The organism is Brevibacillus sp. AG, from assembly GCF_028369215.1.
GTDB classification, from domain to species: domain Bacteria; phylum Bacillota; class Bacilli; order Brevibacillales; family Brevibacillaceae; genus Brevibacillus; species Brevibacillus porteri.
This window is the reverse complement of the sequence record NZ_JAQMYO010000001.1, coordinates 734,579-757,974: the sequence shown is the minus strand read 5'-3', so window position 1 is coordinate 757,974 and position 23,396 is coordinate 734,579. Positions and strand designations below refer to the sequence as shown.

Sequence of the window (23,396 nt, the reverse complement as noted above, 5' to 3'; positions counted from 1 at the left end):
CATTCCGGCCGATAGCGCTATCATAAAGAAACAGACTGAATTTTCTAACAACTAAGAAGAGCTGTCCAATTACGTAAGGAAAGGTGGTTGTGAACATGGCCAAAGATTGGAAGGATGAGGGACAAGTAGCCCCTGCTGTATCCAGGCGAAAGTTCCTGCAAAGAACAGCGATGCTTGGTCTCGCTGCAGCTGTACCGGGTTCGTTTTTGGCAGCAGGCTCTGCCACGGGACAGGAAGCGAGCGAAGGAAAGAAGCCAAAGCTTGCGGGTGGTACGATTGTCGATGTTCCTGGCGTCAAAGTCGGACAAGTCCAAAATGAGGAAGCCTTGACGGGCTGTACAGTGATCGTGCTGGAAAAAGGCTCATCGTGTGGGGTTGATGTACGAGGTTCTGCACCTGGGACACGAGAAACGGATTTGTTGAATCCGATCAATTCTGTCCAGGAGGTCAATGCTGTCGTTTTAACAGGGGGCAGTGCCTATGGCTTGGATGCGGCAAGCGGTGTCATGCGGTATATGGAAGAACAGGGGCAAGGCTACAATGTTGGGGTGGGCGTCGTTCCCATCGTTCCAGCTGCGGTTATTTTTGATTTATCGATCGGCAGTGCCAAAATCCGTCCGGATCAACAAATGGGCTACGAGGCTGCTCGTCTTGCCAGCAAACAGCCAGTCCAGCAAGGAAATGTTGGGGCAGGGACGGGTGCGACAGTTGGAAAAATGGCTGGGATGAAGCGAGCGATGAAGGGTGGGCTTGGAACAGCTTCTCGCCGTTTGCCAAATGGTCTCGTGGTAGGTGCAATCGTAGCGGTGAACGCCGTCGGAGAAGTGAGGTTACCCTCCACAGGAGAAATTTTGGCAGGAGCGAGGGGGGAGGATGGCAATATCCGCGATAGCTTGTCCTGGATGATCGATGCTGCAACACCCCCGGTTCCGGCAGGGACGAACACTACCATCGCAGTGGTCGCGAGCAACGCGAATTTGAATAAAGTACAAGCGAATAAAGTCGCGCAAATGGCGCATAATGGACTCGCAAAAACGATTCATCCGGTTCACACGATGAGTGATGGAGATACGATTTTTGCCATCGCCACAGGGGGCGTGGATGCTTCGGTCAATCTCGTCGGGACGCTAAGTGTAGAAGTGCTGGCGGAAGCCGTCGTCAATGCGATCCTTTCTGCCAAAGGAGCGGGTGGGGTACCTGCTTATCAAGATTTACGCTGAGTGATTTCCGGTTCGAGCCTCTTATTCCTTGATGGATAAAGGGTTTCGAACCGTTTTTTATGCGAATGTGCTCCGCGAAGAAAAAAATTCCAATAAAGCATCGATATAAAAAGCAAATCCATATATAATGAAAATGATTTTCAAAATCAAATACATGATTGATGTTGTTCTTGAGAGAGAGGAGTTGCTGCTTCAATGCTTCGCAGATTTTTTTCTTACTATCGGCCTTATCGTGGATTATTCATCCTCGACTTCACGTGTGCAGTATTCGTTGCCTTGTTGGAGTTGGGATTTCCGCTTGCAGTGAACATGGTTGTCGATCAATTACTTCCAAGCAAGGATTGGAACATGATCGTGTGGGCGTGCATTGGACTTTTGGCTTTGTATGGTCTTAACGCCGGGATGAACTATGTCGTCACGTATTGGGGACATATGCTTGGAATTAATATCGAGACGGATATGCGGAAGAAGCTGTACGACCATATTCAAAAGCTCTCTTTCCGCTTTTTCGATAATACCAAGACGGGGCATCTGCTATCTCGCCTAACGAATGACTTGATGGAGATCGGGGAGGTCGCTCACCACGGTCCGGAAGATTTGTTTATCGCCGTGATGACGCTGATCGGTGCATTTCTATTGATGTTTAATATTAATGAAGAAATGGCGATACTTACGTTTTTGGTGATTCCGCTCTTGATATTCTTCGTTGTTTACTTCAACCGTAAAATGACGGGAGCGTTCCATCGTCTGTACGGTGACATGGCGGATTTCAACGCACGTGTGGAGGACAACGTAGGCGGAATGCGTGTCGTACAAGCTTTTGCCAACGAGCAATTTGAAAACAAAAGATTCGCAGAGAACAATCAGCGTTTCCGCATCACCAAGCTGTTGTCCTACAAAATCATGGCCCAAAATATTTCTGTCAGTTACGTGCTGATGCGGTTAGTCAATTTGTTTGTCCTGATTTGCGGCAGCTGGTTTGTTATTCAAGGTGAATTGACCTACGGTGAATTTGTCGCTTTCTTGCTGTTAACAAATGTGTTTTTCCGTCCGTTGGAGAAAATTAATGCGATTATCGAGAGTTATCCAAAAGGGATTGCAGGCTTTAAGCGCTACATCGAAATCATGGACACAGCACCGGATATTGCGGATGCTCCAGATGCGATCCAGGTAGAATCATTGAAGGGCGATATCTCCTACAAGAATGTTTCATTTAGCTACGACCAAGAGTCATCTGTTTTGCAAAACATTGATTTGAACATCCGGGCGGGCGAGACAATTGCGTTTGTAGGCCCTTCTGGAGCAGGAAAAACCACATTGTGCAGTCTCTTGCCGAGATTTTATGAGATCGGTGGGGGCAGCATCACCATTGATGGAATGGATATTCGCCAAATCACGTTAGCATCATTGCGCAGCCAAATCGGGATCGTTCAGCAAGATGTGTTCCTCTTTTCAGGGACGATTCGCGAAAATATCATGTATGGAAAACTAAACGCCTCAGAGGAAGAGATCTGGGAGGCAGCGCGTCTGGCTAAACTAGAAGAGTTTATCCGTTCTCAGCCTGCTGGTCTGGAGACGATTATTGGTGAACGGGGAGTTAAATTGTCCGGTGGTCAAAAACAAAGGCTGGCGATTGCGCGCATGTTCTTGAAAAACCCGCCGATCCTGATTTTGGATGAAGCTACTTCTGCACTTGATACCGAAACGGAGGCGGCGATCCAGCAGTCCTTGCAGGAATTGTCCAAAGGCCGTACGACTTTAGTGATCGCCCACAGATTGGCTACCATTAAAAATGCAGATCGAATCATCGTTGTAACGGAACAAGGTATTACCGAGCAAGGAAGTCATGATCAGCTCTTGGCTCGTGAAGGCCTCTATAGCAGACTGTATCAAGCACAGTTCGGCACGTACCTCGATCAGTCAAACAGCGTCTTTTCTTGATAATGAATAGAGAGGGAGATCGTGATGCAAGAGTGGGATGACGATTTTATAGCACAACGGTTTGATCTTACTTCTAAACCGAGACCCAATGCCTTATTTTCGATGAAGGCAAGAGATTTGGTAGACCCGACACATATGAATGAGCTCGTACAAATCTATGCTCCGCTAATCAAGGCACATGAGCTGACTGCTGCTGGTACTTACATCAGCAGTTGGCTCGCGAGCCCTTCTCTCGGTCTTCAGTATATGATCTCTGTCTGGAATCGTGCACTTACCATGACGCTGGATAATATGACGATTGAATTGTTTTACGAGGATGATTATCCGCAATTCGCCTTTGTGATCCCGGCGTATGAGATCGTAGAAGCGCCTTCCAGCGAAGCAGAGCGCGCAATCTGGCTGAAGGAATGCTATCGTGCGTATTTCCACGACTTCCTGCACCCTTTGCTCACGACTCTTGCAAAGGTAACGGGAAACCCCGAAGCGATGCTCTGGGGACAGTTCCCGACCAAGTTCAATTACCATACGGATGCTTTTGTGGCGTTGGTAGAACAAGATAGCATCAAGCAACAAGTGAAGGCTGATTACGATGTCCTCTGTAATCAGCTGGAAGGCGAGAGCTTTGGATTGCAAAAAAATCCATTTCGCGTGCGTGTGCGCTGGATTGAAGATATGCGTGATTCCCAAGCGAAAGTGCGCATCAAGAATCAATGCTGTTTGTACTATAAGACGGGGGAGCAAAAGTATTGCTATACCTGTCCGCGGATAAAAGAAGAAGAGCGTGCTCTGATGAGAATTCGCGCGTAGCTGACCCTCCTTTGTGGAGGGTTTTTTCTATACACCGTAGACGTATGGACATGTGCTAGCCTCTTCCTATAAAGTAGAGTCAGGGGTAAAGTTGGAAAAATCAGAATGATTTCCAGGAAGGCGTGGTTCGTATACAGACAATGAACCAAAAGGAACTGGATCGCTACGTTCGAGATTTTCATCAAGCGGTTGTCAATCAACAGCTTAGCCTGTATTATCAACCACTCTACGATCTAAGAACAGGCAAAATCATCGGAGCAGAAGCTCTGGTAAGATGGAACCATCATCAAAGAGGGCTACTGCCCCCAGATTGGGTATTTTTGTTAGCAGAAAAGAGCGGGTTGATTCTTTTGGTAGAGGAATGGGTGATCAGAACGGCTTGCAAGCAGAACAAAGCTTGGCAGGACGCTGGACTACCACCTCTTGTGACATGCGTGAATCTGTCATCCTATGCCTTGGAATCGGAGCAGTTAGGTAGCACCATTCAAACGATCTTAGACGAAACAAACTTGCAGCCTCACTATTTGGAGCTGGAATTTACCGAGGACTCTACCAGGGATGGGGAGCGTACCATCGAGATTTTAGCAGAATTAAAAAGGATCGGGGTAAGAATCAGCTTGGATGATTTTGGGAAGGGCTATAGTAGCATTCAACATCTATCCCGGTTTCCCATGAACAAGCTAAAAATCGATCAATCCTGTGTAAAGGAATGCATGAGCGATGTCACGCAGGCGACTGTTATCAAAACCGTCATGGCGATGGCACGAAGTCTGGGCTTGCAAGTAACGGCAGAAGGTGTAGAGACGCAAGAGCAACTGGATTTTCTTTGGCAGCTTGGTTGTGATTCTGCTCAAGGATTTTGGTTTAGTGAGCCTATGCCTGCCGAAGACTTGGCTCGTGTGTTGAAGCGTGAGGAAAGGTTTAGGAATAGTGCATTTCTACTACTCAATGGTGGACAACACCGAGCTTTTGATACATACGAAGTGGATCAGCGTGAGCGAGGAGACGTTCTTCGCAAGCAACAAGGAATGACATTTGCTTTTCGGAAACAGGGAGATGCGTTCATTCATACGCTGTGCGAAGGAGAGATGCTTTTTCGCATGGGAATGACACCGGAACAAGTGATTGGACAAGATTTGCTGAATATGATCCCGGTTGAAGAGATTCCACGCAAAATGGAATCGTATGAGCGAGCGTGGAGCGGCGAGCAAAACGTGTTTTACGAAGGCAGTGTCAACGGGATTCGCTATCTGGCTGCTTTTCGTCCGATCTTTTTCGATGGTCGTGTGAAGGAAGTAATTGCTTCGTGTGTCGACATTACTGAGTTGAAAAAAGCACAAGAAGCAGAACGTGTGAGCGAATCGCCATATCGATTGATTGCAGAAAACTTGTCTGACATTATCGTGATCATCAATAGTCAGGGGATCATTACGTATATTTCACCATCCGTTCAATCCGTTCTGGAGATCGCTCCTGATGAAGTAGTGAATCGACACCTGCTAGCTGTACTGCCACTGGAAACGGGCAGGCTTGCTATGCAAACGATTCGTCAGATCACGGTGGAGAAGAAGCCTCGCCTCATTACATTTACTTGCCCGGACAGAAATGGCAAAAAGATCACGCTGGAGGCAAAAGGCACCCCGGTGATTCAGAAAGAACATGAGACGAACCAAGTCATATTTATCATTCGAAATCACACGAAGCACGTGCAAACAGAAGAGTTTTTACAAAAGATAGACAAGCTATCCGTCATTGGGCAAATGGCTGCCGGGGTTGCACACGAAATACGAAACCCGGTCACTTCCATCAAAGGCTTCGTACAATTGCTCCGTCGAGATCAATGGAAGCGGGAATATTTTGATATTATGCAGGCTGAATTTCACCAATTAGAGAGTGTGCTACGAGAATACGTCTTTTTATCAAGAGAGTGCACAGAACCGTACGAACCTAAAAATCTAGCGAATTTGCTGCGGCAGGTTACACGATTGGTGCAAATAAAGCTAGAGCGACATCATCTGGTGCTGGATGTCAAGGAAGTGGAAGGGGCCTCGATTTGGTGCGATCAGAATCAAATTCAGCAGCTTTTCATGAATCTTCTGTCAAACTCCGTTGAGTCGATGCAAGATGGCGGGACGATTCACATCGTGGCTAGGCATAAAGAAAGCGAGCAAGTGATGATTAGAATCATTGATCAAGGCTGCGGTATGGCGGAAGAACGGCTAAAACGATTAGGGGAGCCTTTTTATAGCACTAAGGAAAAAGGGACCGGGCTAGGACTTATGATTTGTTATAAAATCATGCAAGCACACGACGGGTATATCCATTTTTCGAGTACCCCGAATAAAGGGACGACAGTGGAGGTTTCCTTTCCACTAAGAAAATCAAACCCAAGGCTCAATCCTTAACGTGATCAGGCCTTGGGTTTTTCGCACTTATTCTTTCTTTGATTGGTTATCGGAAAATTGTTCTTGAACAGCTTCCAAAAAACGCAGCCATGCCTCGGGTAGCTTGGGCTCTTCTGTAGGGCGGCGCGTAGTGGAATTGCTGTCGTTTTGTTGCACTCGCTCCATTCTCCACCTATCCTTTCGTGTCTAGCCAATCATGGCGCAGGGTGAACAAGTCCCGCAGCTCCTCCGTTGACAGCTCCGTGATCCAGCTTTCGCCCGTCCCGACAATTTGCTGGCTCAACGATAGCTTTCTCTCCATCATTTCATCAATGCGTTCCTCAATCGTCCCGAGCGAGATGAATTTGTAGACGTGAACATTGCGCTGCTGTCCTATTCGATGAGCACGGTCAGTGGCCTGATTTTCTACGGCAGGATTCCACCAGCGATCTACGTGAATGACGTGGTTGGCTTCCGTCAAGTTCAAGCCGGTTCCGCCCGCACGCAAGGAAAGAATGAAGATGGCTCCGCGTTCATGGTCTGGGAGTGTCGCGTCTTGAAATCGAGTGATCATCTCATCGCGTTTTTCTTTCTTCGTGGCCCCATTAAGGAAGTAGACAGGTCCATAGCCTTCTCGTGTCAGTACCCGTTGGAGCAAATTGCCCATTTCGATGTATTGGGTAAAAATCAGGCAACGCTCTTTCTTTTGGCGAATATCCTCCACCAATTCCAGCAGCCTTTCCAATTTGTGTGAGCGACTGGCTTCATCTGTTGTTGAGATTTCCTTCAAAATGAGAGCGGGATGGTCACACAATTGTTTGAGACGTGTCAGTGTCGTCAGGATCAGACCGCGCCGCTCCATAGGAGAGGCTTTTTCCATTCGATCAAACATATCTTGAATCGCTGTCTCATAAAGTGCGCCTTGCTCGGTAGTCAGCGGTACATATTCCTTGCTCTCATTCTTGTCCGGCAAATCGAGCTGAATGTTCGGATCGGTTTTCACACGACGGAGCAGGAAAGGCTGAATGAGTCGTTGCACTTGATTGATGAGCTGCTGGTCTTGGTCGCGTTCGATGGGGTGAACAAAGCGCTGAGTAAATTCCCCGAGACTTCCCAAGTAGCCGGGATTCAAGAAATCAAAAATGGACCAGAGCTCACTCAGACGATTTTCGATTGGTGTGCCTGTGAGAGCAATCCGGTGCCATGCTTTCAAATCGCGCACAGCGGACGCTTGCTTTGTATAAGCGTTTTTAATATTTTGCGCCTCGTCGAGACATATCGTATCCCATGTAACCATTCCTAGCTCCTGCTCATCCAAATGGGACAGAGCATAGGAGGTAATCACCAGATCCGCTCCTTTGATCGCTGGCAAAAACGCCTCCTTCTTTTGGCGATCATTGCCATAGTGAATCATTACTTGAAGAGAGGGGGCGAAGCGCTTCAGCTCTTTTTGCCAGTTGCCTATGACCGAGGTCGGGCAGATTAAGAGAGAAGGAGTACTGGCTGGGCCATGTTGTTTGACATGAAGCAAATACGTAATAAATTGAACCGTTTTTCCCAATCCCATGTCATCGGCCAGACAAGCTCCCAATCCAAAACGGCGTAAAAAGAACAACCACGAACTGCCCTCCAGCTGGTAATTTCGCAACGTCCCGTGAAAAGTAGATGGCTGCTCCATGATCGGGACGCGCTTTGTTTCTTGCAATTGATTCAACAGCTCTCGCAAATGCTGGTTTAGCTGAACTTCAACCGTTAGAGAAGTGTCGAAATCGAACTCATCATCGGGTAGCTCCTCAACCTCCACAGTAGGGGCGAGGTGCATTCTCATGACATCACGCAGGGTCATGCCGTTTTTCGCTTGGTTTTTCTTGAGTGCTTCCTGTAGCTGCAAGAATAGATCGGGAGTCAATTGTACCCAATGCCCACGAATTTTCAGCAGGCGCTGCTTTTGTTTAATGAGTTCCTCAAATTCCTCTTCGCTGAGCTCCACAGGTCCCAAGGCGAGCTTCCATTCAAAATCCATAAGCTGGGAGACACCCAGGAAGGACTGTCTGCTAGCCCCGACAGAGGATGTAATCTTGGCTTTTAGCTTCGGTTTTACCCGGCGTACTTGTTCCCACCAAGCTGGCAGAAAGACGTGAATACCGGCTTGCACCAGCTGCAAACTGCTTGACGTCAAAAAGATCCATGCTTGCTCGTTCGTCAGTTGGGTGAGAAAACGGCTTTGATTCTTCTGGGTGTCTTTTTGCCACGGGAGAATCTCTTTGCATTTGGCTAGGTCCGTGAGAAAACGATTCCAGTGTTCACGCCAGTCCGCAGGGATGCGAGCGGTGGCTACTCCCTCAGCCGTCAACTGGTGTGGCTCAATGAGAAATAACTGATCTGGCTCTTCACGATTCTGCAAATATACTTGGAGTTGCCAGTCATTGGGGTGCTCCTCGGCTTCGACGATTTGCAAGCATGTGCGAAATGGTGTCGTATCTGGCAGCCAGCCTATCGATTGCAACCATTCCTGTTCCAGAAGATGTGGAGAAAGCTCGGCGCCCATGGCGTACAGAGCTGGGTATTGCGTTAATAGCTGCTCCCACTTTCGTCCAATCTCACCAGTGCCTTGCACAGATTCCTCCACGACGAGCGAAAGCCACCTGTGTCCGTACTCCGGGAAATCGTCGGGAGTTTGCATGACTTTCCAGCCTATTTGTCCTTTTTTCCAGGAAGAAAAATCAGGGGCAATGGACCCTTGGGCGAGCGTCTCACGGATCATTCCCGCTACATGCGTAAATTGTTCAAATGGTGTGCTGGATGAATAGGTCCGATGCAAAAGCCACTGGGGAGAGACGAAAAAGGAGAGGGCCTTGGCAGGGCTGAGCAATACGCCCTGCTCGTTTTTGTCCAGGAAGGTTCCGTAATAGGATGACTCATCCCACGCAAACAGTGTTCCTGCCAATTCTTCTGGATCGACCACTGCTCCTTGCGTGTCTTTGCCAGTAATCAAGAATTGTCCATCTGCCAAAAGCTCTCCGTCTAGAACAAATGTAGTGACGGTATTCATAAGTTGAAATTTCCTCTCCTTAGCTCTTCTTGAAAAGCACGTAACCGATTATGTTTGGCAGATAATTGTTCAACGTATCGTTCCCAGCGCGCATCTTGGTTTGCTCTGTTGTAAATCGTTCTTACCTTTTTCATGAGCTTGATCGCTTCTTTGTAGGCCGTTCGGTTACGTTCGGCAATGAGTCTGTTCACCTCACGCAAGTAAAAAGGGAAGAGCAGAGTCGGCTCGGCTTCCTCAATTTCTTTCACCTGCACGACCGAGATATCTGCCATTGGCACTTGAAACGACATTTGCAAATCAATCCATTGCTGAAACTGTCGTTCTTCATATAAATAGGCGGCATATTCGTGATAACTGCTCGGTAAGAACTGCTTCAGCTTGGAGCCGCACTCGGCTGATCGTCCCACTTGCTGCATCGCTTCCTGCCAAATGGCGATAACGAGTCGGTATTGCTGTGTCTCGGCTTGCCCGATTAAGGACGTCAATGAAGCAGTCCAATCGAGAAATCGCTGCCATTCCCCATTGCGAGCGAATGATTTCATATAGGACAAATAGAAGGAGAGGTTCAAACGGCTCATTCTTTTCCAGATTTGTAGAGCAGCTTCGTCCTCCTTTTCCATCACATGAAAGTGGGCACGGAGCAGCAGCCCTTTTTCCTTTTCGGCGGCAGAACTGTCTTCATTGTTGATAAGCTGATCCAGCACATGGATCTCCTCTTGCATCCACTCTGGCTTCTTCAATAGCATCCACCATAACATTTGATAAGCGAATATCCAGTAGAGGGAAGTGGCTTCGTTTTCTTTCAATTGTTTTGTCAGTTGAAGAGTATCTACGATGGCATCCTGATGGTGAGTCAAGAGAGCTGGGATATCTGCGAAGTACAATGTCCCTTCTAATTGATCCAATAGCCGCTCGGCTGTCTGAACCAAATCCAGAAACCAGTAGGATTGACGGTACGTTTTGACGTATTGTGTAAGCTTCATGAGATGAAACAGATTGGCATGAATGACAAAGAGTTGTGCCCGATCCTTCGGCCACGAGGCAGCAACACTTAGCACATTTTGATAGCTCGATAATAACTCAGAGGAAGCTCGATACGATTCCATGGCCGCAAACAGGTTGCGTGTCCAGCTCTCAAAAAATGCCCACCAATCTTTGACGGAGCTGTTCGCAGTAAGCGGAGAGGAAACAGACGCTGTATCCTGCTGAGCAGGAGCGGTATGGCTGTATTTATATGCAGGAATCAGCAGATGAGGAGAAAAAGTAGCTCGTCTTGGTTGTTGGGAGCGTGTCAAAAATGTACGAGGATTCTCGAACACACTGTACATCTGAAAAAAAGTAGCAGCAATATGCTTGCAAATACGTGAATAAGGGCAGGTACAGGTACTGTTTTGAACCGTTTCCATATCGAGGCGCGCATGATACACCTCGGAGCCTTGAACATCACTGGTCAAATATTGGCCTTGTTCTACGCGTGTATTGAAGACGACGCCATCTGAAAAGTACGTATAGCCCCGTTCAATGATGTGTCCTTCGACGGCAATTAGGATTTGCTCGCCTACCTGTATCGCTTGTTCCCGAGTCAACTCTCTTTGCAACATGTAGTCAGATCCTCCGAACGAAGTGTCATCCCTCCATTATAACCCAAAATGCGGAGAATGGAAAAAGATGCGTGTGTTCGAGAGCATCAATAAAATGGTTTGGGCGATAAGTAGAAACAATACTTAATTTTTGCGGGGACTGGGTGTATACTGTACACGTCGAGTGAAAAGCAACTAAACGCAATGTGTTTTATTGTCTTTAGTTGTGTTTGTACAACAAGAGAGAGAAGGGGCACACATGCTATCGATTTCGATTTTGCTCGTACTATCATCTGGCCTTGCGCACGCAGTTTGGAACCTGTTCACGAAAAAAAGTGAGAACAAAATGGCGTTTCTTTGGTTGATTACATTGCCAACAACCGTGATCCTCTTGCCTGTGCTCATTTGGGAATTGATGCGCGTACAACTGACATGGTCTTTGGTTCTTTTTCTGTTTATGTCCTTTTTCTTTCAAGGATGCTATACCTTATTGATTTCAAAGGCGTATACATACGGGGATATCTCACAGGTATACCCCATCATGAGGGGGACGGGGACGCTTCTCATTCCGTTTTTTAGCGCGATTTTCTTTCAAGAGTATTTATCTGTACCGGGATGGCTGGGTGTCATTTGCATCGTAATTGGAGTCTTCGCCATTAGTGGAATGATTGGCACAGATCGTCAGGCTCAACCAGTGAATCCGCTCGCCCTACGATACGCATTTGCTGTTGGACTATGCATTACAGGGTACACGTTAACCGACAAGCAAATCGTACAACAATTATCTCCATTCGCTTTATTGGAAATAACGAACTTTGCCTGTTTGATTGTCGCAGGGGGTTTCGTTTGGAAAAAGGGACTCATCCGCCGTGAGTGGCAAAAAAACTGGCGAACGATTGTACTCGGTGCCGTCTTGTCACCAGGTTCGTATTTGTTGTTTTTATTTGCCATGACATTGGCACCACTGGCAGCTATTGCGCCCATTCGTGAGGTCAGTACGGTTTTTGGTACGCTGCTCGGGGTCTTCTTGCTAAAGGAGCGACAACGCGCATGGCGTCTGTCCATGTCTTTGATGATCACGATTGGTATTATTTCCATTGCTGTTTGGGGCTAACGGATGAGAAAGAGTCGGCTGGGAGAAATCCTGGCTGGCTATTTTTTTTGCTACCAGGGAAAGATGAAGTGGTAAGAAAAAAACGGCTAAGGATGATCAAAATGGATGCAAAAGCAGTTGCTCCGGTCACTCATAAGCGGACGAAAAAAAGAAGGATCGTACTGAGAGCTCTCGGAATCATTATTGGAGCTTTGTTGGTGGCAGTCGGACTGGAAATATTCCTAGTTCCAAACAACATCATTGACGGTGGTGTAACTGGTGTATCCATTATGGCCTCAAAGCTGACAGGAGGCCCACTTGGATTATTTTTATTCCTGCTGAACCTGCCCTTTTTACTTATCGGCTACAAGCAAATTGGCAAGACATTTGCCATTTCTACGCTGTTCGGTGTCGTCGTGATGTCATTGGGTACGAGCTACCTCCATCATGTTCCTAGCTTGACGGACGATTTGCTTCTCTCTGCCGTTTTTGGGGGGATCATCATCGGAATCGGTGTGGGACTTGTCATTCGCGCGGGAGGCTCCTTGGATGGAACGGAAATTGTTGCGATCCTGATGACGAGGAAAAGTCCGTTCTCGGTCGGCGAAATGGTCATGTTTTTTAACATTTTTATTTTAGGCAGTGCCGGCTTCATTTTTGGGTGGGACCGGGCCATGTACTCGTTAATTGCTTACTACATTGCTTACAAAATGATCGATATCACCATGGTCGGGCTCGAACAATCGAGATCAGTATGGATCATCAGTGATTACCCAACCGAAATTGGCGATGCGCTAACGGCGAGACTAGGGCGGGGAATCACCTATTTGAATGGAGAAGGTGGCTACTCCGGAGATATCAAAAAAGTCATCTTCTGTGTCATCACCCGTTTGGAAGAAGCGAAGCTGAAATCCATCGTGGAGGAAATTGATTCCTCTGCATTTTTGGCAATCGGTCATATTCATGATGTTTCTGGTGGACGGTTTAAGAAAAAGAATATTCACTAAAGCCTTAACTACAAATTACCCCTGAGCCAGTAGGTAGAAACGACCTGATTGCTAAGGGGTAAAAATGTATTGACGGAAATAACTGAATTCATTTAATATTGTGGCATGCCAAAATACAAAATAACGTTCCGTATTTTGGGACAATAAGATGGTGATGAAAATGGACAAAACAGAAAAAACGGCAAACCGAAGTGTATTAAAAACGCTAGAGTTTCTAGAATATTTTATCCAAAACAGTGAATTAAGCCTGGCTGAGCTTGTCGAGTTGTCAGATATGCCGAAGAGTACGGTGTTTCGAATTCTTCAGACGCTCGAAATGCGCGGCTTTATCTCCAAAACGACCACTCATAATCCGCCTAAATACCAATTGGGATTGAAGCTGCTGGAGTTTGGGAACATTGTTGCCCAACGGCTGGAGATCAGGAAAATCGCGCTACCGTATATGCAGCAGCTGCGGGATACGGTGGATGAGGCAGTCAACTTGATTATTCGTGATCAAGACGAAGGGGTTTACATCGAAAAAGTCGATACCCGCCAGTATGTTCGTGTATATACGCAGGTAGGTAGAAAATCACCGTTGTACGCAGGGGCATGCCCGCGCATTTTACTCTCATTTCTGCCGGATGATGAGATCGAAGAATTGTTGAATCGAGTAGATATGAAGAAAATCTCACCAGACACAAATATAGACAAAGATCTGCTATGGCAATGGATTCACGATGCACGTGAAAACGGCTATACAGTCAGCTACGGTGAATTGGAGCCGGATTCCGCAGCCATTGCTGTACCTATTCGAGATTTTACGGGACAAGTCATAGCTGGCTTGAGCTTGGCTGGAGCTACATCACGCTTTCAGCCAGATCGATTGGGGTATTTGGTACAGGAGACAAAAGCAGTAGCGAATCAAATCATGAGCAAGCTGGGATATTCAGATGCAAAGGCGGGACTTTGATGCTGGAAATCAAAAATCTTCAGACGAGATTCCGAACCGATAATGGAGAAATTACCGTTTTGGATGGAGTTAGTTTTCAAATCAACAAAGGTGAGACGATTGGAGTAGTAGGGGAGTCGGGTTGTGGGAAAAGTGTCACCTCTCTATCCATCATGGGGCTTCTGCCGAGGACCGCGCGAATCACCGGAGGAGAGATCCTGTACAACGGTGAAAATCTGGTTGCCTTTTCCAAGGATCAGATGAGGAAGGTGCGAGGCAAAGAGATCGCGATGATTTTTCAAGAACCGATGACCTCGCTTAATCCGGTTTATACAATCGGGGCGCAGATCATGGAGCTCGTCTTGAATCATACAAGTATGAACAAAAAACAAGCCAAAGAGCATGCGATCCAAATGCTGAAGCTGGTCGGAATTCCGAGAGCGGAAGAAATCGTTGATGAGTATCCGCATCAGCTATCTGGTGGGATGAGGCAGCGTGTGATGATCGCGATGGCGATGTCCTGTAGTCCATCTCTATTGGTTGCAGATGAGCCTACGACCGCACTAGACGTGACCATTCAGGCGCAGATTCTTGACCTGATGAGAGAGCTACAGCAGAAGAGCGAGATGACCATCATGCTGATCACGCACGATCTTGGTGTGGTAGCAGAGATGTGTGATCGGGTGGTCGTCATGTATGCAGGGCAAGTCGTCGAGGAAGCCGAGTTAGAAAAGCTATTTGCTACTCCAAAGCATCCGTACACGGTTGGTTTGTTGGGCTCGATCCCGGATATGGACACAGAGCAGGAGTACTTGTTTACGATTGGCGGGACCGTTCCGAGTCCAGGTCAGATGCCCGCAGGATGCCGTTTTGCTGAACGATGTCAGAAGGCTTTTGACAAATGCTACGAACAAGCTCCACCGTTATTCGATCTGAATGATGGTACAAAAAGCAGATGCTGGCTGTATGAGTAATAGGAGGGGACGTGAATCTTTTGGAACAATCAGAATGTAAGCCCTTACTTGAGGTGCGAGGGTTAAAAAAATACTTTCCGATTCGCAGTGGATTATTGAAGAAGGTAACGAATCACGTCAAAGCGGTTGACGATCTCTCTTTTACCGTTGCCACGGGGGAGACGCTCGGAATTGTAGGTGAATCTGGTTGCGGGAAGTCAACCACAGGCAGAGCCATTCTGCGATTGCTCGAGCCTACGGGTGGCGAAGTGATTTTTCAAGGAGAGAATTTAGCGGCACTTTCCCCAAATGAGATGAGGATGAAGCGAAAGGATTTGCAAATCATTTTCCAAGACCCGTTCGCATCCCTCAATCCGCGAATGACAGTCGGGGAGATCATTGAAGAGCCGATGATCATTTTCGAACTGTATGAAACGTCAAAAGAACGCAAGGAAAAAGTAGCGGAATTGATGCAGGTTGTCGGTCTAAAATCGGAAAATTCGGAACGCTTTCCTCATGAGTTTAGTGGTGGTCAGCGACAGCGGATCGGCATTGCACGTGCGCTAGCGCTTAATCCCAAGCTGATTGTGGCAGATGAGCCAGTATCTGCGCTCGATGTATCGATTCAATCCCAGGTATTGAACCTGATGAGAGATTTGCAAAAGCAATACGGACTCACTTACATATTCATCTCTCACAACTTGAGCGTCGTGAAGCATTTTTGCGACAGGATCGGCGTGATGTATTTGGGACGGATGGTTGAGCTGGCACCCAAAAATGCGCTATATGAAGAGCCGCTGCATCCTTATACCCGCTCATTACTGTCCGCAGTTCCGATTGCCAAGCCGAAAATGAAGCGTGAGCGCATCATCTTGACTGGAGATGTACCGAGTCCTGCGAATCCGCCGAGTGGCTGCACGTTTCATACGCGTTGTCCGGATTGTATGGAAATTTGCAAAACGGACAAGCCCGAATTTCAATCGATGGGCGATGGTCGATATGTTGCCTGTCATTTGTATAACCAATAGGAGCAAATGACGGCTATCATATTTTTTTCAACATGAATTCCAGAACGAAAAGAAAAGGGGGACTTGTTTTGAAAAAGAAGGTAGGTATCACCGCTTGCTCCGCATTACTCGTGCTAGCTGCTGCTTTGGGCGGATGTTCGAGTAAGCCGGCTGACACTAGCACACAGGCAAATCCGCAACCTAAAACAGAAGCGCAAGCTCCGGCAAAAAATGAACTCACACTTGGTGTGAATGGAGATCCGCACTCTTGGGATCCGATTGATACGTTTTTGCTTGATTGGAGTACTGTAGCAACATCTGTATTTGAAGGCTTAGTCGAGCGTACCACCGACTTGAAAATCCAGCCAGGACTCGCTGAATCGTGGGAGTTCAAGGATGACAAGACACTTCAATTTAAACTTCGTAAAGGAGTTACCTTCCACAACGGCGAGCCATTCAATGCGGAAGCAGTGAAATTTACATTTGATCGCCTGCTTGGTGAAGAAGGGAAAAAAGGACCACAGCAAGCGAACTATGCTTCGATTGACCGTGTAGAAGTGGTAGACGAGTTTACAGTCAACATGATTCTCAAGGAAAAAGATCCTGTACTCATTACAAAGCTGGCAGGTTATGGCGCCGTGATCGTTCCGCCTAAGTATTACAAGGAAAAAGGGGACGAGTACTTTAACACGCATCCAGTAGGTACGGGTCCTTTCAAAATGGATAGCTATGAAAAAGATAGCAAGGTTGTACTGGTGAAAAATGAAACCTATTGGAAGCAAGGTCAACCGAAGCTGGAAAAAGTAACGTTCCGTTTTATTCCAGAAGCGACTACACGTCTCGCTGAAATGCAAACAGGTGCCATCGACATTATGAAAAAAGTCGAGATTAGCCAAACAGAATCCATTAAGGGCATGTCTGATCTTGAACTGATGCAAGTCGGGTCGCCAACCGTTTATTCGATTCGTTTCAATACATCGATGAAGCCAGTCGACAATGTAAAAGTCCGTGAAGCGATTGCTTACGCGATTGATGCAGACTTGATTATCGAAACGCTGCTCGGCGGATATGGTAAGCGCGTCAATTCATTCCAAAGCGATATGTCTTTCGGCTATGATCCTAACCTGCCATTACGCAATTATGATCCAGAAAAAGCAAAACAACTGCTCGCAGAAGCAGGTGTGAAGGAAGGAACTGAGCTTGATCTCTTCCTCCCAGGTACAGATGCTACATTTAAAGAGGTAGCACAAGCGATCGAAATGCAATTGGGCCAAGTCGGTCTCAAGGTGAAGCTGAATCTGGTGGACAGCTCTACATTTACTTCTGACCTCATTCCGAAGGGAAAAGCAGGACATATGTACCGGAATGGCTGGGGTGGATGGACGCTCGACTTTGATAATACTGCCTATCTGATGTATCACAAAGGCGAGTTCTGGAACCCTGATTTCCATGACGAAAAAGTAGAGGAGCTCTTGAAAGCAGAACGCTCCACGTTTGACCAAGAAAAGCGTCTGGCAGCATTTAAAGAGCTGAATCAACGTCTGTATGAGCTAGTCCCAGATATACCGCTCTATCAAACGATCAACCTGTGGGCTGCGAACAAACGAGTAAAAGGCTTCCAACCTCCGGCAGATGAACGTATCGATTTGCGCGAAGTATCGGTTGAATAAGGAATGTTTTGAACAGGGGAGTAGAAGATGTCTCTTCTATTCCCTTCACTTTTGATAAAGGAGGAGCGGGATGGCAGCCTTTTTAATTAGACGTCTACTACATAGTGTTTTTGTCGTTCTTGCTATTACTCTTGTCATTTTTGTCCTGGTGCGAATGACTGGTGACCCAGTATCGATCATGTTTCAAGCAGGTGAGCCTACCAAAGAAGCGATTACTGAGCTTCGGAAAAATCTCGGTCTGGACGAGCCCGTTTATGTACAGTTCGGGCTTTATTTAAAAGATATGTTTACCGGAAACTTTGGCACCTCTTTCCGAACGGGTGAGAGCGTGATCGACATGATGAAGGAGAAGATGGGAGCAACTTTGCTGCTTGCCTTCGGGGGAATGTTTGTCGCCCTGTTGATTGCGATTCCAGTAGGTATCATTTCCGCTGTTTACAGAGGCAGCGTAGCTGACTTTTTCGGACGCATTTTTTCATTGCTAGGAATCTCTTTTCCTAACTTTTGGTTAGGGATTATGTTAATCATCATATTTGCCGTTAAGCTGGGCTGGTTTCCTGCTTCTGGTTATGAAGGTCTGGAGTATTTGGTTCTGCCTTCTGTTGCACTCGGACTCATCTTGTCAGGAATTTTGGCTCGATTAGTTCGCTCTTCCATGCTGGAGGTAATGAATCAGCAATATATCAATACGGCTCGTTCCAAAGGGATCAAGGAATGGCTTGTCATCATCAAGCATGGCTTACGAAACGCATTAATCCCAACGGTAACCTTTATTGGATTGCAATTTGGAACGTTGTTGGGAGGTACCGTGATTATTGAGCAAGTTTTTTCATGGCCAGGTATTGGGCGTATGCTGATTGATGCGATATCGCAACGTGACTTTCCAGTGATTCAAGGCTCTGTGATTATCTTGTCTTTTTTGATGATCTTCGTGAACCTGTTGGTTGATATCAGTTATGGCTTTATTGATCCACGTATTAGGCAGGAAGGAGGAAAAAGCGAATGACGACAGCGACAGTTACAAACAATCAGACCAATCCACCAATCAAAAAACGTGGAAAATGGAGCAAGATGGGCAGAAGATTCGTTCGAAATCGGTGGGCAATGACGGGGATGTTCTTGCTTATGCTTGCCGTCGTATCCGCACTTTTTGCACCGGTAATAGCGCCATCTACTCCTGATAAAGCTGATTTGCGTGCACGGTTGGTTGCTCCCTCGTGGATGGACGATACGGGGAAATCCGAGTATTTGCTAGGTACGGATCAGGTAGGACGTGACTTACTGAGCCGAATCATTTACGGAGCGCGAATATCGTTATTGGTTGGTGTCGTATCCGTACTGATTTCCTTGGTTATCGGGGTGATTCTGGGCCTCATCGCAGGCTTTTACGGGCGCTGGGTAGATGATCTGTTAATGCGCTTGGCAGATGTACAGCTGGCATTCCCTTTCATTTTGTTTGCGATTATCGTCATGACGGTCTTTGGGGCAGGTCTATGGAAGCTCATACTTGTTCTAGGGATCAGTAACTGGGTAGGCTTTGCACGACTGGTTCGAGGACAGGTTATGAGTGTAAAAGAAATGGAATACGTCCAGGCTGCCAAAGCAATCGGGGCTACGAATTTGCGGATCATCAGAAAACATGTCCTGCCAAACGTTTCTTCTTCGATCATCGTATTGGCAACGTTAAATGTAGCCACCAACATTTTGTTGGAAGCATCGTTGACGTTTATTGGATTGGGTGTAGACCCTTCGATTCCTACATGGGGCGGCATGCTGGCAGACGGTCGCAACTATCTAGAGACGGCATGGTGGGTTGCTACTTTCCCTGGCATCGCCATTATGATTACGGTGTTTGGAATTAACCTGCTGGGCGATTGGCTGCGTGATGAGCTAGATCCAAATCTGCGCGTGTAAAGGGGGCTAACCTATGAGAGGGCTAGGTGATATTTTTACAACGAAAGGGTTAGTTGCGGACCGAAACAATGACGGTGTAGCTGATTCATTGTCTGTTTCCTTCTGTTTTCAAACGGGAATCGTCGTAGAAGGATTCATTGATTTTTGTGCCCGATTAGGCCTTGAAACAAGTGAGCTAGATCTGCCTTCCATTTGTATGGAAGATTCACCGATGGTTGCTAGCAGCACGAAAAGCGGTGAGTGGCTTTGCACAGTATGTATCGAGCCATCCTGCGATGTGGATGATGCGTCATGCACGCTCGATCGAGGGGACAATCGAATTGCTTTCGTTGGTGGAAGTGAGGAGAGTCTTAGTCGATTACTTCGCTGGATGGCGGCATATTGGACAGATGCAGCACCTGCAACAACTTCACTCGGCGACATTGAAAGGATTAGTTGTTCTTTACATGAAGTTCAACTATATGTTTGTGCGGATGCTTCACCTGTTTGTCAGATTGCGATACCCCAGTATGCGCTGATGAGCTCGCATGAGGGAAGTCCTATCGTAGAGAGACCAACTCCACTTGAAAGTCTGACAGAGCTTTGGACAACGGCAGGGTTCTATCAAGCGGGGCGTACGGATTTAACGAGTCGGACAGATGTATTTTTTACAGGGATCCATACTGCAGAGGCGGTTATGTCTGCCGCCCGCTTTGCAGCTCGGATTGGTCTAGCTTCGACCGGGATACATTTCCCGCTCACAGGAGAAGCAAATCGGATTGCGGAGCTCACTTTTTGCTTACACATGAATGGTGAAGCACCTCTAGCAAGTGGAGTGGTCGAAGTAATCCCAGACCCTAGAGAAAAGACAACAAGAGTCATTCAGCTTTCAGGGGGAGGACAAGCGCTTGTTGCGGCGCTTGATTATTTTGGGACTGCCACTTCGCACCGACTCGGGGGGACTTTTGGTGCATGGGAAGAATCAGACGAGCCAAAAGAGAAGGAATTCCCCCTATTTATAGAGAAAACATGGAAAGACCAGGGCGAACGAAATGAGATAGAACAGTTGTTTCATGAGCAGTTGATCGCGATTGCTAGTCGAATGGAGACGGACGGGTGCTTATCTTCTCCGCTGGCGGTCACGGCGTTTTTATCAGAACCAAAAGAGATTCGACGTGCGTTGGAGCGATGCTGGAAGAGCGCAATCACAGAGCTGCTTCCAGATAACGATAGTACGGTACATATTCACTCTGCTTTTAAACCAGGTTTGTGCTGGATAAAAGAAACGATTTTGCCGTCTCTTGTACGTACAGGGGAACGAGTAGATCGAATTTTGATCTCTTTCCAACGAGAGGAAAGAGAAGGTGGGATGGAGCTTTCTCATCGATGGCTTCAAGAATTATACCCGGTTGATCAGTTGTTGGAAAAAGAATTGGGCTTGTCCTTGTCGCAAGTATCAATCGTGATGGATGAGAACCTACCGACTACATACCAAGTCGAAGCATGGGGAGTCGGGCTGGAGCACTTAGGTACATGGAATTTGGATGTACCTGTATCCACAATGCCGTATGCCGACGAGCAAAGTCGAGCTTATCCAACTACGTCTGGACTCTTCTTCTCCTATCGAACAACTAAAGAACAATTCTTGGTTCCTACGGATCGAGAGAGGTTTTGGCAATTCTATACGCAGCAATTTTTACCTGAGTTGACGGAAGAATTGTTATGTAAACAAATTGAACCGTATCAAGGAAACACTCCGCTCTTTCATTCGATAGAGGTAACCGTCACTATGAGTGAACAGGAAGAACGGCTAGACATAGACGAAGAAACCATATCGTCGTTAGAAGCGTTGCATGAAGATATTTATTTTTATACGCTGGACTACTATGCGTATTTGGGTGAAAGAAAAACGGGAGTGGCGTGGAATTCTCCGGGGGCGGTGCGACCATTTGTAAAGGTCAAACCAGCAAGCTCTCCAGTGGCAACCATTCGCGTAAAAGAATATAAAGAAGAACAAGCTTTTTCTATCAAAACGACTCATTTATACTTCGAGGCAGAGCAATCTGCTCCTGTAAAAGCACGCATCCTGAGAACGTACGAAAGGAGTACCAGCAACGAAGAACGGAAGCTTCCTTATCTACACCGAAACCATTATCCAGATATGGGCGAATGGGCAGAGCTGGCTACACATCCGTCTGTACATATGTGGGAAGTAGAGAAATCGTTTGAAGGACGGCCGATTTATGCAGTGGAGGTAACAGCACCCCAGATTTCCAAATACGTATCAACTCACAAGCTCTCTCTGTATAAACCAACCATTTTGCTCGAAACCGGACATCATCCAAACGAGGTTTCCAGTATGCCTGCTGCACGTGAGCTGGTGGCAGAGATCCTTGCCGAAAAAATGGATTGGCTTACTCGTTTCAATCTGGTCGTGATTCCATTTGCCAATCCGGATGGGGTCGCACTTCATCAAGAGCTCGTCAAAGATAATCCATTTTGGAAGCATCATGCTGCCCGTTATAATGCCGTTGGATTAGAATACACCAATCACCGTTTTCAGCCGAGCGTTTTTGGCGAATCGCGGGTGGTTCCCCAACTGTTTTATCGCTGGTTGCCGGATGTGATCATCGATGATCACGGAATCCCTTCGCATGAATGGACACAACCATTCGCAGGGTACAATAGCCCGCCGAGATTCCCTGTATCTTATTGGATGCCGATCTCACTCTTTTACGGGATTGGCCGCGAGATGGAGCGATCTGACTATCCTTATCATGCTGTCGCTCTTGATACGATTCAAAAGGCAGCCGAGGAAGGACTGAGACATCATCCGCGTCTGTGGAACAAAAATAAACGCTTTATCGAGCGCTACATTCGGTATGGACATAACTGGGAGCCCGCCATTTTCCCATTGCCTACTGATCAAGATTTCTTGTTTTATCGGTGGCCTACAAAGCCGAACAGAACCTCTCCTTCCTTACTCTCTCGTTTTCCTGAATGGGTGACGCTTGATTTAATAACGGAAGCGGCTGATGAGACGGTTGCGGGAGGAGCATTGCGAGATTGCATAGAAACACATAAGATTTTCAATCGTGCTGTCATGGAGTGTGTGGCATCCAGCCCACGGCGTGTTTCGCGACAGTATGGACAAAACCATATTCGACTCTCACGAATGAGACCGATGCGGATCGGAGGAAACAATCATGAAGACCATTTTAGTAACAGGGTTTGATCCTTTTGGTGGAGAAACGGTTAACCCTGCTTGGGAATCGGTAAAAGAGCTGGGAAAAATCGAGTCTGATTTGTATAAAGTAGAGCTGCGCCAAATTCCTACGGTTTTTGAAAAATCTATCGAACATCTGTACGCAGCGATAGAAGAAACGAATCCGGACATCGTGTTATGTATCGGTCAAGCAGGTGGACGAGGAGATATTGCCGTTGAGCGTGTAGCGATTAACGTCAATGATGCTCGAATCCCGGATAATGAAGGAAATCAGCCGATTGATACACCGATCAGGGAAAACGGTCCTACTGGCTACTGGTCTACATTGCCAATCAAAGCGATTGTACATGAGTTAAAACAACAAGGAATTCCGGCTTCCATATCGCAGACGGCGGGTACATATGTGTGCAACCATCTTTTTTATGGATTGATGCATTACCTTGCTGAGAAAAAAGCTTCCGTACGCGGAGGGTTCATCCATATCCCTTATTTGCCTGAACAGGCAGCAAGGCAAGCAGGGCAGCCAAGCATGGCGTTAGAAACAATTGTAAAAGGCTTGCGATTGGCAATCGAGACGACCCTATCTAATGAGCGGGATATTGTCATGGAAGGCGGACAAATTAGCTGAGCAG

Annotated in this window: 17 protein-coding genes; 14 read left to right on the top strand and 3 right to left on the bottom strand. The window is 47.0% G+C overall.

What is annotated here, in order from left to right; genetic code table 11:
• Nucleotides 1-95 precede the first annotated feature (95 nt).
• The 4 genes from POF51_RS03205 (at nt 96) to POF51_RS03190 (ending at nt 6,373) form a co-directional block, all read left to right on the top strand.
• Entirely contained in the window at nt 96-1,220 is a 1,125-nt protein-coding gene (locus POF51_RS03205) for a P1 family peptidase (RefSeq protein ID WP_170831556.1), read from the top strand.
• Between the two features lie 195 nt (nt 1,221-1,415).
• Nucleotides 1,416-3,161 carry an ABC transporter ATP-binding protein gene (locus POF51_RS03200; RefSeq protein ID WP_069845218.1) on the top strand — a complete coding sequence of 582 codons (1,746 nt, stop codon included), beginning with the start codon at nt 1,416-1,418 and terminating at the stop codon, nt 3,159-3,161.
• Between the two features lie 24 nt (nt 3,162-3,185).
• Nucleotides 3,186-3,968, top strand: coding sequence for a Fe-S oxidoreductase (locus tag POF51_RS03195; protein ID WP_069845217.1), 783 nt, complete (start codon nt 3,186-3,188; stop codon nt 3,966-3,968).
• 122 nt (nt 3,969-4,090) lie between these two features.
• Nucleotides 4,091-6,373, top strand: coding sequence for an EAL domain-containing protein (locus tag POF51_RS03190; RefSeq protein ID WP_244521679.1), 2,283 nt, complete (start codon nt 4,091-4,093; stop codon nt 6,371-6,373).
• Between the two features lie 27 nt (nt 6,374-6,400).
• On the opposite strand, the gene POF51_RS03185 is transcribed toward POF51_RS03190, so the two are convergent.
• Genes POF51_RS03185 through POF51_RS03175 form a run of 3 tightly spaced genes read right to left on the bottom strand, consistent with a single transcriptional unit; the run spans nt 6,401 to nt 11,005 of the window.
• A complete protein-coding gene (locus POF51_RS03185; RefSeq protein WP_167403193.1) occupies nt 6,401-6,538 on the bottom strand; it encodes a hypothetical protein in 138 nt (45 codons plus the stop codon).
• A 7-nt stretch (nt 6,539-6,545) separates the two neighbouring features.
• Nucleotides 6,546-9,404: a DEAD/DEAH box helicase gene (locus tag POF51_RS03180; RefSeq protein ID WP_069845215.1), complete on the bottom strand. Its 2,859-nt coding sequence runs from the start codon at nt 9,402-9,404 to the stop codon at nt 6,546-6,548.
• Entirely contained in the window at nt 9,401-11,005 is a 1,605-nt protein-coding gene (locus tag POF51_RS03175; protein WP_271753798.1) for an SWIM zinc finger family protein, read from the bottom strand. Before POF51_RS03175 ends, POF51_RS03180 begins: the two co-directional genes overlap by 4 nt.
• 238 nt (nt 11,006-11,243) lie before the next feature.
• Between POF51_RS03175 and POF51_RS03170 the strand changes: the two genes are divergently transcribed.
• The 10 genes from POF51_RS03170 to pcp all read left to right on the top strand — a co-directional run bounded on the left by POF51_RS03170 (nt 11,244) and on the right by pcp (nt 23,392).
• The gene (locus POF51_RS03170) at nt 11,244-12,098 is read left to right on the top strand and encodes a DMT family transporter (protein ID WP_069845213.1); all 855 of its coding nucleotides are present in this window, start codon (nt 11,244-11,246) and stop codon (nt 12,096-12,098) included.
• A gap of 101 nt (nt 12,099-12,199) precedes the next feature.
• Nucleotides 12,200-13,084 (top strand): YitT family protein, encoded by an 885-nt coding sequence (locus tag POF51_RS03165; protein ID WP_271753796.1) that lies wholly within the window; start codon nt 12,200-12,202, stop codon nt 13,082-13,084.
• 160 nt (nt 13,085-13,244) lie between these two features.
• On the top strand, nt 13,245-14,036 hold the full coding sequence (locus POF51_RS03160) for an IclR family transcriptional regulator (protein WP_244521678.1): 792 nt from the start codon (nt 13,245-13,247) through the stop codon (nt 14,034-14,036).
• Entirely contained in the window at nt 14,036-14,989 is a 954-nt protein-coding gene (locus POF51_RS03155; RefSeq protein ID WP_271753793.1) for an ABC transporter ATP-binding protein, read from the top strand. Before POF51_RS03160 ends, POF51_RS03155 begins: the two co-directional genes overlap by 1 nt.
• Nucleotides 14,990-15,000: 11 nt before the next feature.
• Complete coding sequence (locus POF51_RS03150) at nt 15,001-15,996, top strand: ABC transporter ATP-binding protein (RefSeq protein WP_017248274.1); 996 nt, start codon at nt 15,001-15,003, stop codon at nt 15,994-15,996.
• Between the two features lie 68 nt (nt 15,997-16,064).
• Nucleotides 16,065-17,645, top strand: a complete 1,581-nt coding sequence (locus tag POF51_RS03145) for an ABC transporter substrate-binding protein (protein WP_271753790.1) — start codon at nt 16,065-16,067, stop codon at nt 17,643-17,645.
• Nucleotides 17,646-17,715: 70 nt separating this feature from the next.
• Nucleotides 17,716-18,651: a nickel ABC transporter permease gene (gene nikB / locus POF51_RS03140; protein WP_069845208.1), complete on the top strand. Its 936-nt coding sequence runs from the start codon at nt 17,716-17,718 to the stop codon at nt 18,649-18,651.
• Nucleotides 18,648-19,559 (top strand): ABC transporter permease, encoded by a 912-nt coding sequence (locus POF51_RS03135; protein WP_017248277.1) that lies wholly within the window; start codon nt 18,648-18,650, stop codon nt 19,557-19,559. The genes nikB and POF51_RS03135 overlap by 4 nt, the downstream gene beginning before the upstream one ends.
• Before the next feature lie 13 nt (nt 19,560-19,572).
• Nucleotides 19,573-22,773: a M14 family metallopeptidase gene (locus tag POF51_RS03130; RefSeq protein ID WP_069845207.1), complete on the top strand. Its 3,201-nt coding sequence runs from the start codon at nt 19,573-19,575 to the stop codon at nt 22,771-22,773.
• Nucleotides 22,745-23,392, top strand: coding sequence for a pyroglutamyl-peptidase I (gene pcp, locus POF51_RS03125; protein ID WP_271753786.1), 648 nt, complete (start codon nt 22,745-22,747; stop codon nt 23,390-23,392). The genes POF51_RS03130 and pcp overlap by 29 nt, the downstream gene beginning before the upstream one ends.
• Nucleotides 23,393-23,396: the final 4 nt, after the last annotated feature.

Excerpts from the sequence above, each read along its gene's own strand:
- POF51_RS03185 (WP_167403193.1), bottom strand. The coding sequence starts at position 6,538 with ATGGAGCGAGTGCAACAAAACGACAGCAATTCCACTACGCGCCGCCCT.
- POF51_RS03195 (WP_069845217.1), top strand. The coding sequence starts at position 3,186 with ATGCAAGAGTGGGATGACGATTTTATAGCACAACGGTTTGATCTTACT.
- POF51_RS03205 (WP_170831556.1), top strand. The coding sequence starts at position 96 with ATGGCCAAAGATTGGAAGGATGAGGGACAAGTAGCCCCTGCTGTATCC.
- nikB (WP_069845208.1), top strand. The coding sequence starts at position 17,716 with ATGGCAGCCTTTTTAATTAGACGTCTACTACATAGTGTTTTTGTCGTT.
- POF51_RS03155 (WP_271753793.1), top strand. The coding sequence starts at position 14,036 with ATGCTGGAAATCAAAAATCTTCAGACGAGATTCCGAACCGATAATGGA.
- POF51_RS03165 (WP_271753796.1), top strand. The coding sequence starts at position 12,200 with ATGGATGCAAAAGCAGTTGCTCCGGTCACTCATAAGCGGACGAAAAAA.
- POF51_RS03175 (WP_271753798.1), bottom strand. The coding sequence starts at position 11,005 with ATGTTGCAAAGAGAGTTGACTCGGGAACAAGCGATACAGGTAGGCGAG.
- POF51_RS03160 (WP_244521678.1), top strand. The coding sequence starts at position 13,245 with ATGGACAAAACAGAAAAAACGGCAAACCGAAGTGTATTAAAAACGCTA.
- POF51_RS03200 (WP_069845218.1), top strand. The coding sequence starts at position 1,416 with ATGCTTCGCAGATTTTTTTCTTACTATCGGCCTTATCGTGGATTATTC.
- POF51_RS03130 (WP_069845207.1), top strand. The coding sequence starts at position 19,573 with ATGAGAGGGCTAGGTGATATTTTTACAACGAAAGGGTTAGTTGCGGAC.
- POF51_RS03170 (WP_069845213.1), top strand. The coding sequence starts at position 11,244 with ATGCTATCGATTTCGATTTTGCTCGTACTATCATCTGGCCTTGCGCAC.
- POF51_RS03180 (WP_069845215.1), bottom strand. The coding sequence starts at position 9,404 with ATGAATACCGTCACTACATTTGTTCTAGACGGAGAGCTTTTGGCAGAT.
- pcp (WP_271753786.1), top strand. The coding sequence starts at position 22,745 with ATGAAGACCATTTTAGTAACAGGGTTTGATCCTTTTGGTGGAGAAACG.
- POF51_RS03135 (WP_017248277.1), top strand. The coding sequence starts at position 18,648 with ATGACGACAGCGACAGTTACAAACAATCAGACCAATCCACCAATCAAA.